Here is a 15,786-nt window from a genome sequence, read left to right as displayed (position 1 = left end):
ACGAAGCATGTAACGAATGTGGAGGGATAGTCCCTAGTTTTGTTCTTTGAAAACTAAATTAACTAGATGTAACTCACAGGATCGAGTAAGATGATGGGACTTTTCGTAAGAAAGGGGAAATAATACATCGGTGAGTACAACATTACGACATACAGAATATTACGATATGCAAAAAGTGTTCGATGATTTATACCAACGTAGTGAAAATAACGCTACTAAAGGTGTAAATCTATATAAATACATCATATCAAAAGAAAATATTCTATTGGCATATAGAAGTATAAAGGCTAACAGTGGTTCTAAAACTGAAGGAACAGATGGTATCACAATCGACCATTATAAAATGGAAGATGTAAATTCCTTCGTTGACGATATTAGAAAAACTCTCACAAATTACAAACCAAATACGGTACGTAGGATAGAAATACCTAAACCTAATGGGAAGAAACGCCCATTAGGAATCCCTACAATGAGAGATAGATTGATTCAACAAATGTTCAAACAGGTTCTAGAACCAATATGCGAGGCAAAATTCCACAAGCATTCATATGGATTCAGACCTAACAGGTCAACACACCATGCAATGGCTAGGTGTCAATATTTGATAAACAGAGGAAGATTTAGTCACGTAGTAGACATTGATATACAAGGTTTCTTTGACAACGTGAACCATTCCAAGTTATTAAAACAACTATACAACATAGGCATAACTGATAAAAGGGTGCTGACAATTATCTCTAAAATGTTAAAAGCACCAATCAAAGGAAAAGGTATTCCTACAAAAGGAACTCCGCAAGGAGGAATCCTAAGCCCATTACTTAGTAATGTTGTATTAAACGATTTGGATTGGTGGATATCTAGGCAATGGGAGAATATTAAAACAAGAAGACCATACACAACAGCAACCAAAAATCCATTGCTGATAAAAACAAAATTGAAGAAAATGCATATCGTTAGATACGCAGATGATTTTAAAATATTTACTAACAATCATCAATCTGCAATCAAAATATTCCATGCAGTAGAAGGTTATCTTAAAAATCAATTAAACCTTAATATATCTAATGAAAAATCGACTATAACTAACCTAAAAAGAAAATCTTCCGATTTTCTGGGGTTCTCTATCAAATCTGTTAAAAAGCGCGAAAGATATGTGGCAAACACACATGTAAGCGAGAAAAAGAAAAAGGATATCCTTGAAAAAGCAAAGACAAGGATTAAAGCAATTCAAAAAAGCCCATCAGGGAAAACAGTACAGGACTATAACTCTTATGTGCTTGGTATAAAAAATTATTACAAAATTGCAACACATGTAACTATAGACTTTGCTGAAATAGCCTTTCGTCTCTCGAAAATTTTGTTTAATCGTCTAAAATCAATAGGGAAATATAAGATTCCTACCAATGCGAATGCATTATACAAAAAAACTCATAGGAACAATTATAGAACCTTTGAAATAGCAGGCAATCATGTATATCCACTAGCGGACATACAAACACGATTCCCTCAAAGTTTTAGTCAAGACATATGCAATTACACTAAGCAAGGAAGACAAAAACTCATCAAAAGCCTAAAAGGTAACATTGCCAATGAAATGCAAAAGATGTTGCTATCCTCCAATAAAGGACAAAGCATGGAGTATACAGATAACAGAATATCCAGGTATTCCATGCAAAATGGTAAATGCGCTGTCATCGGAATCTTCTTAATAGCTGAAGATGTGCACTGTCACCATAAAATACCGAAAGGTATGGGAGGAACTGACGAGTTTAATAACCTGATTATTGTACATGAATTTGTCCACAGATTGATTCACGCTACAAATGACGAGACGATTAGAACATATATGAGAATTCTTCAATTGAACGATAAACAATTGAAGAAAATAAACAAACTCCGTAAAGCTTGTAATCTAGTTACTTTAGTATAAAAGGATAAGATGGGGCGCTGTATGCGATGAAAGTCGCACGTACAGTGCTAAGCGGGGGAAAAGATGGAGATAACTTCAAAGTCTTACCTATCGCAACTATTAGAAAGTGAGATTAGCAGTTGATTAAAAAGAAAAAGACTAAACCTCTTAAAAATAAACAAAAAGTGAAAGTACAGAAAAAGAGGAAACCGAAGATTAAGAGCAAGCCGATCATGATTGATGGTATATAGTTTGATTCTAAAACTGAGTTGGAGTATTACATGTACTTAAAACTAGATCGGCACCAATTGGATATGATGGTTTGATTGAATGAACTGCATGTCATAAAAGAAGGAAAGTCTAAATTATATTAGTAATTGCTACCGACAATCACCGATATAAGTCAGGCTGTTCTTCTTAAACGATTAACCGAGCAGAGAGCTTCCGCTCTTTGTTTGAGCCAATACAGCTGAACATTCCCCTCAGTTTTATGTGTTGGTTCAAACAAGGCGTAGGAAGAAACATATGCGTCTGGATATAAATCTTTTATAATTCGACATTGGCGAAAATGACATTAAGTAGCCGACTCTACGGAGTATAAACGAGAAGACTGAGAGTATCTAGAATAGCAGAGGCTTGAAGAGATACTTATTGCCATTTGTTCTCTCTCTTCCCCTTCAGGAGCTGTCACTTCGGTGATGGCTTTTTGTTTTGTAGGATATTCTTCTTTTCTGTCGAATAGATAGATTGGGAGAGGTGGGGAATAAGTAAATGAAAAAATTTATAATAAGCATAGAAGCAGTCGATGGTAAACAACACGAATTTGAAATTGAGTATAAAAAGACAGTAACAGTTGCTGCTATAGAAAATTCTATACAAGCAAGAGAAGCTAGATTCTTCAGATTTGGAGATCGTATGGTTAATTTGGACAATGTATTCTCTTTAGTGGTAAAAGAGAAGAAGGATTAAATACAAAAAAAGCATCCAAAAAGGGTGCTTTTTTCTTTGTTATATAGAAATTACACATTAACCATTAAGCATATTAGGGAATATCGAGCATAGAATGATATTGACACACCACGATATCAAGTTTATTGCTGCGTTTTAGTGTTACCTCTATGTTCACGAAAGGGCACCTGGATAAGGTGCCTTTTTGATGAACTATTTTGATAAAGAAATCATATAGTATAGTGTAGGACAAGTTAACCGCTTATATCCTATTCAATGCTCATCGAGAAGTCCATTCACATATTTTAGCATCTACTGACGTGGGTGCTCTTTTTTATTGAGCAAAATGTACATTTAAATAGAAGGTTAATGGTGGGTGTAAAATTAGAGGAATTAGAAAAGTGTTTTAATGAAGTTGTAAATGAAGAAGCAGAGTATGTAGCTGTTCAGATTGAAATGGATGGATTTCCTAGCGAGGAAGTAATTATTAACGACAAACATAACATTGATTCTAAACTAGCTTATTATAAGAAAACGTACAATGAAGATTTAGAACATAGATACACTCCAGGAATTTGTATTGTAGGTTTTGCGTATGGTTATTAGTTCTCAGGAATCCTACGTGAATTAGGATTGTTGGTGAAGTAGTGATTAAACCAATAGCAATTATCGTAGGCGCTGCCGTCTTGTTTGTTGTTAAGGGGATGATAAGGGGTGAGGGGAATGTGGGGTCCAACAAGTTTTAAGGATGTTTTAGAGATTATTTGGTACTACAAGTGGGAGTTTTTCAAAGCACTACTTCCTATAGGGATTCCAGTATTTTCACTTGGATTAGGAACGGGTTGACTGGTTCTGGTGCAAAAAATCTATAAAACTTGGACATACTGATATTACTACTCTAGAAAAGGTGTGTGATCAGTATGAAAAAGGAAAATTTGTTCAAATGGAAGCATTATCAGCCTGATATAATTTTGTTAACGGTAAGATGGTACCTACGGTATAACCTCAGTTTTCGTGATTTGGTGGAAATGATGAAGGAACGGGGCTTATCTATTTCTCATACCACGATTATGCGTTGGGTTCATCAGTATGGCCCGGAATTGGACCAACGAATTCGTCGTCACCTTAAGCAAACCAATGACTCTTGGAGAGTTGATGAAACATATATAAAAGTTAAAGGGCAATGGATGTACCTGTACCGTGCTGTTGATTCGAAAGGAAACACAATCGATTTTTGTCTAAGCAAAACAAGAGACCGAAAGGCTGCAAAGCGCTTTTTCAAGAAAGCTTTGCGGTCTTTTCATGTATCAAAGCCACGTGTGATAACAGTCGATAAGAATCCGGCTTATCCAATAGAAATTGAACTGTTGAAAAAAGAAAAAAGCATACCTGATGGTATGCAACTTAGACAACAAAAGTACTTGAATAATATAGTAGAACAAGATCATCGCTTTATAAAGAAGCGTATCCGTTCTATGCTAGGGCTCAAATCTTTTGACACAGCTATATCCATTCTTTCTGGAGTAGAAGCCATGCAAATGATTAAAAAAGAACAGATTAATTTACGGAACCAGTCTATCCAAAATCAGAAAGAATTCGTCCATCAATTGTTTGGACTTGTAGCATAAGATACGATTCCGTTAGGAATATATATGCTTTATTCTCTTTTACTTTATTTTTGCACCAGAACCTAAAAGAATCAATGGGAAAATCAGAACTATTTGAGAAAGAAAAAATAAAAAAAAGAAGTGACTGTTTTGACAGAATTGAGAGAGTCATAATGGTACATCAAAACTTCATGAAGAGAAGAAGTGCACCTATTATCATATAGAATTTGTTGTGAAAGATGAAAGAAACAAGCATGCAATAATGATGAAGTATGGCATTATATATATTTCTTATTATTCGATAGGATGATGTTATCTGCATTACTAATATTGATAGATGGTGACCCCTACTAGCAAGCTAAGGTTTTGAAGTACCCCCTAAATGAAAACTTTCTTTCTCTACAGGTAGATATTTTGAGAAAACAGCTCATTTTTTTGTTTTGGGGTGCTTACTTTTCTTAAGTTGATGGGCATGGGGATAGTCCTTCTTGGCACAATCTCGTTTGTCAGTCTTCTTGGTACTCTTCAGCTAAGTGAGATGGATATGATGAAATAGGAGGACCAATTTTAAAGTAGGATAAGCTAGTTTTTGAAATCGGTATACAGTTCTTTAATAGATACAGTTTTTGTAACATGTCTTTATCTATTGGGTGAAGCATGCGATCTGTCATAATGAAATAATTGTGATGATAGATAAATACTTTCCCTTCAGGTAGAATCGTGTAATTAGATAATTTCGGGTAAATAGGTGGTCCATCTGAAATTTCATCTAAACTACGTTGCGAAACTTTAATAATTTCTTGAGCTGAAAATTTAAACTTGCGAAATGCTGTAGTGTTAATAAATGGACGTTTTTGATTATTTTCTATATAAAATAATTCTCCTTTTTCATTTTTTACAACACGTAAATTTGGAATGGGTTCTGTAAGAGATATAGGTGGTCCTTCTGTGTATTTGTAAATAAATGGTTCAGGTATTGGGACAATTTGATTTTGATTATATTTGAAGTAAGAAAGCATTTCTTTTGATATGGGCCTACGTTTATAATTATCAACTAAAAATACGTCACCTTGTGAATTTCTAAGCAATATACCATTTAAATCTTTAGATGGGAGGTTGGCATATAGATTTTGGAAGGAAAAAGGTGTTTTGAAAGTAATATCGAGCACTTTGTTAATAGGATAGAAAGGTTGGAATGTATTTAGACGTTTCCAAAACATTGCATCTCCGTTAAACCAATATAGAGGATCGGTCTCCCAATAATTACTGTATTTTTGATAAACCATTAATAAAATTCTTCTTGTATGCATAACTGAACAGTGATCCACAACATTTGCAGCTGTATATAAAATTTCCGAGGCTTTTCTTACATATTCATGAGTAGGTTGTAGATTATAATCAACACATTTTACGTGCTGAGAAGAATACACCACATCTATTTCAGGATTTTTTTGTAAGAAAGATAACATTTCAGCTAATCTATTTGGAACGTACATAGTATCATCGGTTAAATAGCAAATATAATCTCCGCATGTTAATGGAAGCGCCTCATTAATGAGCGTTGCATATCTTGTGGTTTTATATCTTTCATTACCTTGTATAAAACTATTCTTATAATAAATTCGAGGGTCATCTAAATACTTTTTTATGATATTTATAGTATCTGGATAAGAGTTATCATCCATAATAAAAAGTTCCCATTCTTTAAAAGTTTGCATCTGAACACTTTCAATAACTTGATTAATTAAAGAAGGTTTATTATAGCTAGTGAGGATAATTGAAATTAGGGGTTTCAAAGTTGTCACCTCTTGTGAGAATTTTGGATAGCTTAATATTTTCAGGTGAATATTAATTGAATCTTTGGAGTTAGTTGTTTCTAACTATTGATATTTTCTTTTTGTACTTAAATAGTTTATTACTTGTTCATAGATATGGTATAGACTATAGCGGATTATAAAAAAGATGCATGGGCAAATAAAATAGCTACTTTATCATTTTATTACATATATAAATCTTTTTTAAAATTATCGGAACGGTTCGTCCTTTCTCTTTATATAATAACGTAACTATTTTTTATTTAATGATAAGGAGGAGAGTAATATTTGCCTAAAATTACAGTTATTATGACGAGTTATAATAAGCCCACATTTGTAGAAAAATCGATATTAAGTGTATTAAACCAAACTTTCCAAGATTTTGAACTTTTTATTATGGATGATGATTCTAACGAACTGACTCAGAAAGTGATTCAACCATTCATAAACAAGAAAAATGTACACTTTTATAAAAGTAATGTAGCCCATATTTCTGAACGAACAAAAAAAGTCAGATATGCTGCTTTAATTAACGAGGCACTTAAACATGCAAAAGGGGAGTATATTACTTATATTACAGATGATAATCAATACGAAAAAGAGCGACTTAAAATGATGTCTAGTTATCTTGATGAGAATAAAGATGTTCAAATTGTATATTCTGCATCAAAAACGATCCATCTAGATGAATCAGATTTACCTATCAAAACTGTTGAAAGGCCTGCAAAAAAAGTCACTAATAATGCGCCATGCGCAATTGATCATTGTTCTATAATGCATAGAGCATCTGTTTTGCCGATTCTTGAAAAAAGGTGGAGTACTTACTGGGATGAAGATCCTCAGTTTTATCGTATAGGAGATGCACGCTTTTTTTGGAGATTAAATCATTATTGGGATTTTTATCCTTTAGATGAAATTTTAGATATCAATTATATTACTTCACATTCAATACATGCGCAGTTATTTGCGGAAGAAAAAAATGAATTTGTACAATTATTACCATCACAAAGAACATGTAAAGAATTAAGAGAAGACTTAAGAAAAAAAAGAGGGTGAAATATTGAGTGACATCTATTTGAAAAATTACTGGTTATTAAATCTAGAATATATAAATGTTTTTTCTGAATTAAAGCATTATAATGTTCCTTTACCATTATTGAGTAATTTCTATCAATATTTGGACGAAGATGTAAAAAATAAAATGAAAGAAAAAGATTTTTATAAACAACTGTCAATTGAACCTATAGAGGAAACACAGTTGCAGTTAGAGTTTGAAAAAAGAATGTCTTCATTTCAATCAAAGATAAAAAGAATAAATCAAAATGGAGTGATTCTCCTGAATTCAGATTATCTCCGTTTTTCAGTAAGTAATTTTACTCACTTTAATCCAAATCATACAAAGATATTAACTAGATCAAAAAAGACAGAACTTTATGGTCTTCCTACAATTTGTGCACCAGATTATATAAATAAAGCCCCTAATACTGCACATGTTTTCATCGAAAAGGCTAAAAAAATCTATTCAAAGTTTAATAAACATCCACTATTTTCAAACATGTTTTTTCAAAAAAAATTACTCAGCGACCTCCCTATTATGATTGAGAAACTTAATATGGCATATTTCATATTTAAAGAACAAGTTATTTCTGGTGTGATTGTTGGCACAACGGAGGATATAGCAAGCAGAGCTCTTACTTTTCTATCTAAAAGTGAAGGGATACCGAGTTATTGTCTTCAGCATGGTGCGATAATGGGTGAAGAAGCATACTTTCCAGTTTTCGCTACAAAACAGGTTGTATACGGAAGATATGAACGAGATTGGTACCTTCAAAAAGGGGTCAGTGAATCTCAAATTGAGGTTATAGGGCATCCCAGATATGATGATATCTTCGATAGGGTATATATGGATAAAAAGAATCTTTTTAAACAATTAAAAATAGACCCCTCTACAAAAGTAGTTTTTATTGCAACCCAGCCATTTAAAACTTCATTTTATATCGAATTGACAGAAGAATTAGTTAAAGACAAAAATATCACAGTTATTATAAAGCCTCATCCTTGGGAAAAAGGGCGTAACCTAGTGGGAGAATATGTTCGGTTAAGTAACGTATATCCTAATGTTAAATATATAACAAATGAAGTGAACATGTATGATGTTATTTTACATGCGAATCTTGTGGTTATTTCTAATTCAACAGTTGGGTTAGAGGCAATGTTATTAGATATACCTGTAGTTGTTTATAAATCGTTATTAGAGGATAGAGATTATAAGTATTATGATAAATTAGATTGGCTTGTAAATCACTCTATTGAAGATATGGTGAGCACGATTGAAAAGGTCCTAAACGATTCTTTGCAGTCAAGTCTAGCAAAAGAATTAAGACAACAATTTATTAGTGAAAATTATCCACAAGAAGTAAGCACCAAAAAGTTGCAAGGCTTAATTCAAAGCGCACAAGGATAAACATTATTTTAAAAAGAGGAGGTATTCATATCTATGTTTTTTAAAAATAAAAACGTTTTAATTATTGGTGGAACAGGAACAATTGGAAAAAGCATTCTTTCTAATGTTTTAGAGGGAAAGCCAAAAGTTATAAGAATTTTTAGTAGAAGTGAATATAATCAATTTTTATTACAAGAAGAGTTTAGGGGTGAAAATCATAATATTCGCTATTTAATTGGGGATATTCGAAATTATGATCGCCTATATAGCGCAATGGAAAATATTGATTATGTGTTCCATGTTGCGGCGATGAAGCATGTTTCATTTTGTGAATATAATCCGTTTGAAGCGGTATTGACCAACATTTTTGGAACACAAAATGTAATAAAAGCAGCAATTGCCCAGAAAGTAAAAAAGGTGATTTTCACAAGCTCTGATAAAGCAATTTCACCAACAAATAATTACGGTGCAACAAAACTAACAGCTGAAAGATTGATAACATCAGCGGAATATTCAAAAGGATCTAGTGAAACAATATTTGCAAGTGTACGTTTCGGAAATGTTATGGGATCGAGAGGTTCTGTAATTCCCTTATTTGAAAATCAAATTAAAGAAAATCACAAAATAACTGTAACTGATCTTAGTATGAGCAGATTTATGATGACACTGAAACAAGCAACGATGTTAACCATTGAAGCAATGAAAATAGCAAAGGGCGGTGAAACTTTCATATTGAAAATGCCAGTTATTTCATTAAAAGATTTAAGTGAAGTGATGATAGAAGAAGTTACAAAGTTGTATAGTTTGTCCAAAGACAGTATTAAGATTGAAGAAATTGGATTAAAACCTGGTGAAAAAATGTATGAAGAACTTATGACACATGATGAATCTTTACAGGCTTTTGAATTACCGGATATGTTTATCCTACCAAGTCCACTAAAAAAAGGTGCTCAATATGAAAATGCCAATAGAGCGAAGCCAGGATTTTATCGCTCAGATCATCAAGATGCGATTTCAAAAGAAGAACTTAGAAATTTGATTATAAACCAGCAATTACTAACAGGAGGGGAGAAACTATGAAAATATTAGTAACTGGTGGTGCAGGATTTATTGGTAGGTGGGTTGTAAATCGATTATTGCAAGATAAGCATGAAGTATGGATATTAGACAATTTAGCGAATTCAACTACAGCAAATATTATCGAGTTCGTTCATGATTTAAACTTGAAGCAATGTATACAAGGAGATATTAAAGATGAAAAATTGGTGGACCAATTATTTAAAGATCATTCATTTGACCTTTGTTATCATTTAGCAGCAAGTATTAATGTTCAAGATAGTATAGATGATGCTAGAACGACTTTTGAAAATGATACAATAGGTACTTTTAATTTGTTAGAACAATGTCATAAGCATAATGTCAAAATGGTCTTTATGAGTACTTGTATGGTATATGATAAAGCTACTAATACACAAGGAATATCAGAAATAGACCCCATTAAACCAGCTTCTCCATATGCTGGATCAAAAATAGCTGCTGAAAATATGGTTCTATCTTACTATTATGCTTATAAGCTTCCAGTTGTGGTAATTCGTCCATTTAATACGTACGGACCATTCCAGAAAACTGGAGGTGAAGGTGGGGTTGTTGCCATTTTTATAAATAATAAATTAGATAAAATGCCAGTAAATATTTATGGAGATGGGAAACAAACGAGAGACCTTTTATACGTTGAAGATTGTGCAGATTTCGTTGTGAAAGCAGGCTATTCTTCTAAAGCAAATGGTCATATTATCAACGCAGGAACAGGACAAGATATATCAATTAATAAATTAGCAGAATTGATTTCGGGAAATAAAGTAAGTATTCAACATGTAACTCATATCCATCCACAAAGTGAAATTCAAAAATTATTATGTAACTATGAAAAAGCAAAAATAATATTAAATTGGGAACCGAAAGTTTCTTTAGAAGATGGAGTTATTAAAACAGAAGAGTGGATTAAATCTTTAAAAATTAACCCTAAGGAGAAAGAATAATGGCCAGGGAAATTCTCGGTATACATGGGGGAAATCCTGTTAGAGGAACATATTTGCCTTATGGTCAACAACAAATTGATGACCATGATATTCAGGCAGTTATAGATATATTAAAAGGAGACTTTTTAACGACAGGACCAACGATTCAACAGTTTGAGGAGGCTATAGCAAAATACGTTGGGGCAAAATACGCTGTTTCTTTTTCAAGTGGTACAGCTGCTTTGCATGCTGCCTGCTATGCAGCTGGAATCACAGAGGGAGACGAAGTAATTACAACCTCAATGACATTTGTAGCAAGTGCAAATTGTATTTTATACCAGGGTGGAAAGCCAGTTTTCGCTGATATAGACTATGAAACATACAATATCAGTACTAAGTCTATAGAGGAAAAGATTACAAACAAAACAAAGGCTATTATTCCCGTACACTTTACTGGGCAGCCTGTAGAATTAGATAAAATAAAAAAAATAGCAAATGAGAATAACTTGATTATCATTGAAGATGCAGCACATGCATTAGGAGCCACTTATAAAAACCAAAAGATTGGTTCAATTGGTGATATGACAATGTTTAGCTTTCATCCTGTGAAACATATTACAACAGGAGAGGGTGGAGTAATTACTACAAATAATACTTTGCTTTATGAAAAGCTTGTTCAATTTCGTACACATGGAATTGAAAGGAATCCTCAAAAACTTCTTGATAATCATGGGCCTTGGTATTATGAAATGCAATTTTTGGGTTACAACTACAGGATGACTGATATACAGGCTGCTCTTGGCTTATCACAGTTAAGTAAATTAGATTCTTTTATTAAGATTAGAAAGAAATATGTAGACATTTATAATAAAGAATTTAATAGTTTACCTGAAATCATCATACCAAAGCAATTGCCCCAAACCCACTCAAGTTGGCACCTTTATATCATTCGGTTAAATACTAAATTATTAAAGGGTAATCGAAAAGAAATTTATGAGGCATTACAAAAAGAAAATATTGGTGTGAATGTGCACTATATACCCGTACATTTACAACCGTTTTATCAAAATTTGGGTTATAGAAAAGGCCTTTGTCCACAAGCCGAAAATTTATATGAGGAAATTATTACACTTCCTCTATTTCCTAAAATGACAAAAGGTGATGTAGGGGATGTAATAAAAGCAGTAAGAAAAGTTCTTTCGTTTTATAGAGTTGCTAAACATTAAATGAAAGGGGTGTTATTAGAATTGCGAAACAAAAAGTTGTTAAGAGCAGTAACAAAAGTTGATATAAAAAAAGGAGAAATCATTACAGCTAATAAAGTTGATATGGAACTAGGTATCGTTGAAAATGCACTGAACCAGCTTCAGTTTGAGGAATTATTACCTCAAGTAGCTTTATATAATTTGCAAGCAGGAACTCCATTAACGAAAGAGGTTATTGAACCTCCTAAAGTAGTAATTATTGTACTTTGTAGGTTAAAATCTACTAGGTTACCTTTAAAGGCAATATTGCCAATACATGGAGTTCCTTCCATTGGACGATGTCTTATAAATACATTAGCTATTCCAGGGAAACACCAGGTCATACTTGCTACTTCAGATATTGCACAAGATGATCCTTTGGAAAAATTTGATTTAGATGGGAAAGTTAAGATTTTCAGGGGTGATCCAGAAAATACCGCTGATCGCATATTCCAAGCTGCAAAACAAGAAAAGGCAAATATTGTAATACGGATTACCGGAGATTGCCCAGTTGTATCACCAGAAATTAATACTTTTTTACTAGATCAACATTTGAAAAGCGGTGCAGACTATACACAGGCAGAGTTAAGTACGTTACCTGTCGGAACAGCAGGCGATATTTTTACTTTAGAGGCAATCGAACGATTGCTACAAACCCCAAAAACTTTAACCTATGCAGAATACCTTCCGTTTTATTTTATTAATAATCCACATTTATTCCGGGTCAATATAGTAAAACTCCCTCCGCCATTTTGTTACCCTACTTGGAGGTTAACATTAGATGAACAACCAGATTTAGATATGTTCAATGAACTTTATAAAAGTCTGAATGTAAAATCTAAACCTTTATTTTTTCATCAAATAAAAGATTATATCCTTCGAAATCCTGAACTTATTCAAATCAATAGTCATGTGAAATTGAAATGGGCAAATCAACAATCATTAGTGGATGAGTTAAATAGAGAAACGAAATTATAAATTAATAAATTGTAGTGCTTTTAGTGAGGAGGGAGTAACTTGCTTGAGAAAAAAATTGCCTTTCGCGCCGACGCATCTATTGAAATAGGTACCGGTCATATTATGCGTTGCTTAACACTGGCCCATGAGTTACGGAATAAAGGTGCTCAAGTTTATTTCATTTGTCGTAAGCTGCAAGGTGATTTGCAGCAATATATTTTAAATAAGGGATTTCATGTGTTTTTGTTAGATGCAGATGGTGAAAATACGAATTTCTTAAGTACAGTACACGGGAGTTATTTGGATTGGCTAAAATGTCATTGGTTTGTTGATGCACGACAGACCAATGATATTTTGTCGCAACTTCCCAATTTTGATTGGTTAATTGTTGATCATTATGGATTAGATGAAAAGTGGGAAACTGCTTTAAGAAAAACTGTAAAAAAGATTATGGTAATCGATGATCTTGCAGATCGAGTACATGATTGTGAATTGTTATTAGATCAAAATCTATACGAAAGTTTTAATGAACGCTATAAAGAATTAATACCAGAGCACTCTTTAATAAAATTAGGACCTAAATATGCCATATTACGGCCAGAGTTCCATTCTGCTAAGAAATTTTTACGAAAAAGAACGGGTGCGGTTGAACATATTTTTATATTTTTTGGTGGGCACGATGTAACGAATGAGACATTAAAAACGTTAAGAGCTATACAAAATATTAATAGTGATACTTTAAAAATAGATGTAGTGGTAGGAAGCCAAAATCCTCATAAGAAAGATATTCAAAATTATTGCAAGAGCATTTCAAACGCTTCATTTTATTGTCAAATAGAGAATATTGAAGAGTTTATGATACGAGCGGATTTAGGGATAGGAGCTGGGGGCACAACAACATGGGAGCGCTGTTTTCTTGGATTACCTTCTATAACAATTACAACTGCACAAAATCAAATAGAAGTAACCAAAGCTGTGGCGGAGGCCGGAGCTACATGGAATATCGGTACAGCTGAAAGTGTTTCAGATGAAACCATTACGAAATGTCTAAACAAACTTTTAACAGATTCAGATAAAGTGAGAGAAATGTCTAATAAAGCTCTTGCCATAAAGTGTGCCAGTAATTCGGATGAAATAACAAAAATTATTTTAGGAGGATAGTATGTTAAACATTGAAAAATTCCATTTGAAATGTATAGAAAAGAAAGATTTAAATCTTATTTTAAAGTGGAGGAATACAGAAGAAATTCGTTCTGTTATGTACGAAGATCATAAAATAACAATAGACGAACACTATAAATGGTTTGAAAAACTAAAATATGATGAAACAATGATTGCAAGATTACTAATATATAAAGAAAAGCCAATTGGATTTGTTAATTTTACAAAAATAAATAAAATAGATCGAACTTGTAATTGGGGATTTTATATAGGAGATAAACAGAGTGTAAGGCGTGCTGGAACTGTATTAGGTATAGTAGCATTAGACTATATTTTTGAAACAAATGGCATACAAAAAGTATGTGCAGAAATATTAGAATCAAATCGTATTAGTTTAAACTTTCATCAGAAACTCGGCTTCCAGGAAGATGGAAGATATGTGAACCATATTTTCAGGGATAATGAATTTATCGACGTTATTACAATGACCCTTTTTTATGAACAATGGATGGAAAGGAAAGAAGCTATAAAAACAGAAATTGAAGGTGAAAAATATGAGTAATTTATATATCGGGGGTAGAGAGATTGGCAATAGCTCGCCACCATTTATTATTGCAGAAATGTCAGGGAATCATAATCAATCATTAGATAGAGCCTTGCAAATTGTAGAGGCAGCAGCAGAGGCTGGAGCACAAGGATTTAAAATTCAAACATATACACCAGATACAATGACTTTAAATATAGAAAATAGTGATTTTTTAATTCAGGATACGAAAAGCTTATGGAAAGGTAAAACACTTTATCATTTATATAAAGAAGCATATACACCATGGGAGTGGCATAAACCCATTTTTGATCGCTGTATAGAATTAGGAATGATACCATTTAGTACTCCATTTGATGAAACTGCTGTAGATTTTCTAGAATCATTGAATGTTTCTTGTTATAAAATCGCATCTTTTGAAAATACTGATATTCCCCTCATACGTAAAGTAGCAACGACAGGAAAACCAATAATCATTTCGACAGGTATGGCTTCTATTGCTGAATTAGATGAAACAGTAAGAGCTGCGAGAGAAGAGGGATGTAAAGAATTAATTCTATTAAAATGTACAAGTACGTATCCTGCATCTCCGAAATCTACAAATATAGCTACGATACCTCATATGAAGGAGTTATTTAAATGTGAAGTAGGTTTGTCTGATCATACACTTGGGGTAGGAGTATCTGTAGCGAGTGTCGCCTTGGGAGCCACAGTAATTGAGAAACATTTAACGCTTTCGAGATCGGATGGAGGAGTTGACGCTGATTTTTCAATGGAACCTGCTGAATTTAAATTATTAGTAAGCGAAACTGAAAAAGCATGGGAATCTTTGGGGAAAGTATATTATGGCCCTACTGATTTAGAAAAAGATTCTTTAAAATTTAGAAGGTCATTATATGTTGTAGAAAACATAAAAGCGGGAGAGGCTTTCACGATAGAAAATATTAAAGCTATTAGACCAGGTAATGGCTTATTACCAAAACACCTATCCAAAATTATCGGAAAGAAAGCGAATAAGGACATTGAAAAAGGAACACCTGTTTCGTGGGATCTTATTTGATAGGGTACAATTAGATACTACTAGGAATTCGTTGAATAAATTAAAATGCCTTTTCAATTTAATGAAAAGGCATTTTAATTT

15 protein-coding genes are annotated in these 15,786 nt (G+C 32.9%); 14 read left to right on the top strand and 1 reads right to left on the bottom strand.

What is annotated here, in order from left to right; all coding sequences use genetic code 11:
• The first annotated feature begins 130 nt into the window (after positions 1 to 130).
• The 5 genes from ltrA (at position 131) to JFT89_RS09445 (ending at position 4,485) form a co-directional block, all read left to right on the top strand.
• Entirely contained in the window at positions 131 to 1,930 is a 1,800-nt protein-coding gene (ltrA, locus tag JFT89_RS09460) for a group II intron reverse transcriptase/maturase (RefSeq protein WP_002066087.1), read from the top strand.
• Positions 1,931 to 2,680: 750 nt separating this feature from the next.
• Entirely contained in the window at positions 2,681 to 2,878 is a 198-nt protein-coding gene (locus JFT89_RS09455; protein WP_002069589.1) for a hypothetical protein, read from the top strand.
• A 351-nt stretch (positions 2,879 to 3,229) separates the two neighbouring features.
• A complete protein-coding gene (locus JFT89_RS09450) occupies positions 3,230 to 3,463 on the top strand; it encodes a hypothetical protein (RefSeq protein ID WP_201039826.1) in 234 nt (77 codons plus the stop codon).
• Positions 3,464 to 3,580: 117 nt separating this feature from the next.
• On the top strand, positions 3,581 to 3,703 hold the full coding sequence (locus JFT89_RS30450; RefSeq protein WP_258550643.1) for a hypothetical protein: 123 nt from the start codon (positions 3,581 to 3,583) through the stop codon (positions 3,701 to 3,703).
• A gap of 74 nt (positions 3,704 to 3,777) precedes the next feature.
• Positions 3,778 to 4,485, top strand: a complete 708-nt coding sequence (locus tag JFT89_RS09445; RefSeq protein ID WP_201039825.1) for an IS6 family transposase — start codon at positions 3,778 to 3,780, stop codon at positions 4,483 to 4,485.
• Between the two features lie 485 nt (positions 4,486 to 4,970).
• Here JFT89_RS09445 and JFT89_RS09440 read toward each other — a convergent pair whose 3' ends face one another.
• Positions 4,971 to 6,260 (bottom strand): glycosyltransferase family A protein, encoded by a 1,290-nt coding sequence (locus tag JFT89_RS09440; protein ID WP_201039824.1) that lies wholly within the window; start codon positions 6,258 to 6,260, stop codon positions 4,971 to 4,973.
• Between the two features lie 306 nt (positions 6,261 to 6,566).
• On the opposite strand from JFT89_RS09440, the gene JFT89_RS09435 reads away from it, so the two are divergent.
• The 9 genes from JFT89_RS09435 to pseI are packed head-to-tail and all read left to right on the top strand — an operon-like array spanning position 6,567 to position 15,705.
• Positions 6,567 to 7,334, top strand: coding sequence for a glycosyltransferase family 2 protein (locus JFT89_RS09435; protein ID WP_016093944.1), 768 nt, complete (start codon positions 6,567 to 6,569; stop codon positions 7,332 to 7,334).
• Between the two features lie 4 nt (positions 7,335 to 7,338).
• A complete protein-coding gene (locus JFT89_RS09430) occupies positions 7,339 to 8,742 on the top strand; it encodes a CDP-glycerol glycerophosphotransferase family protein (protein ID WP_033728997.1) in 1,404 nt (467 codons plus the stop codon).
• A gap of 33 nt (positions 8,743 to 8,775) precedes the next feature.
• On the top strand, positions 8,776 to 9,801 hold the full coding sequence (locus tag JFT89_RS09425) for an SDR family NAD(P)-dependent oxidoreductase (protein WP_201039823.1): 1,026 nt from the start codon (positions 8,776 to 8,778) through the stop codon (positions 9,799 to 9,801).
• Entirely contained in the window at positions 9,798 to 10,760 is a 963-nt protein-coding gene (locus tag JFT89_RS09420) for a dTDP-glucose 4,6-dehydratase (RefSeq protein ID WP_201039822.1), read from the top strand. The genes JFT89_RS09425 and JFT89_RS09420 overlap by 4 nt, the downstream gene beginning before the upstream one ends.
• Positions 10,760 to 11,965, top strand: a complete 1,206-nt coding sequence (gene pseC / locus JFT89_RS09415) for a UDP-4-amino-4,6-dideoxy-N-acetyl-beta-L-altrosamine transaminase (RefSeq protein ID WP_201039821.1) — start codon at positions 10,760 to 10,762, stop codon at positions 11,963 to 11,965. Before JFT89_RS09420 ends, pseC begins: the two co-directional genes overlap by 1 nt.
• Positions 11,966 to 12,961 carry a cytidylyltransferase domain-containing protein gene (locus JFT89_RS09410; RefSeq protein ID WP_201039820.1) on the top strand — a complete coding sequence of 332 codons (996 nt, stop codon included), beginning with the start codon at positions 11,966 to 11,968 and terminating at the stop codon, positions 12,959 to 12,961.
• A 39-nt stretch (positions 12,962 to 13,000) separates the two neighbouring features.
• Positions 13,001 to 14,101, top strand: a complete 1,101-nt coding sequence (gene pseG, locus JFT89_RS09405; protein ID WP_201039819.1) for a UDP-2,4-diacetamido-2,4,6-trideoxy-beta-L-altropyranose hydrolase — start codon at positions 13,001 to 13,003, stop codon at positions 14,099 to 14,101.
• Between the two features lies 1 nt (position 14,102).
• Positions 14,103 to 14,663, top strand: coding sequence for a UDP-4-amino-4,6-dideoxy-N-acetyl-beta-L-altrosamine N-acetyltransferase (gene pseH, locus JFT89_RS09400; RefSeq protein WP_002069616.1), 561 nt, complete (start codon positions 14,103 to 14,105; stop codon positions 14,661 to 14,663).
• A complete protein-coding gene (gene pseI, locus JFT89_RS09395) occupies positions 14,656 to 15,705 on the top strand; it encodes a pseudaminic acid synthase (protein ID WP_201039818.1) in 1,050 nt (349 codons plus the stop codon). Before pseH ends, pseI begins: the two co-directional genes overlap by 8 nt.
• Positions 15,706 to 15,786: the final 81 nt, after the last annotated feature.

Origin of the sequence: Bacillus sp. TH25 (assembly GCF_016650935.1) — a bacterium.
In the GTDB taxonomy this organism is placed as follows: domain Bacteria; phylum Bacillota; class Bacilli; order Bacillales; family Bacillaceae_G; genus Bacillus_A; species Bacillus_A mycoides.
This window is presented reverse-complemented; position numbering and strand designations above follow the sequence as displayed.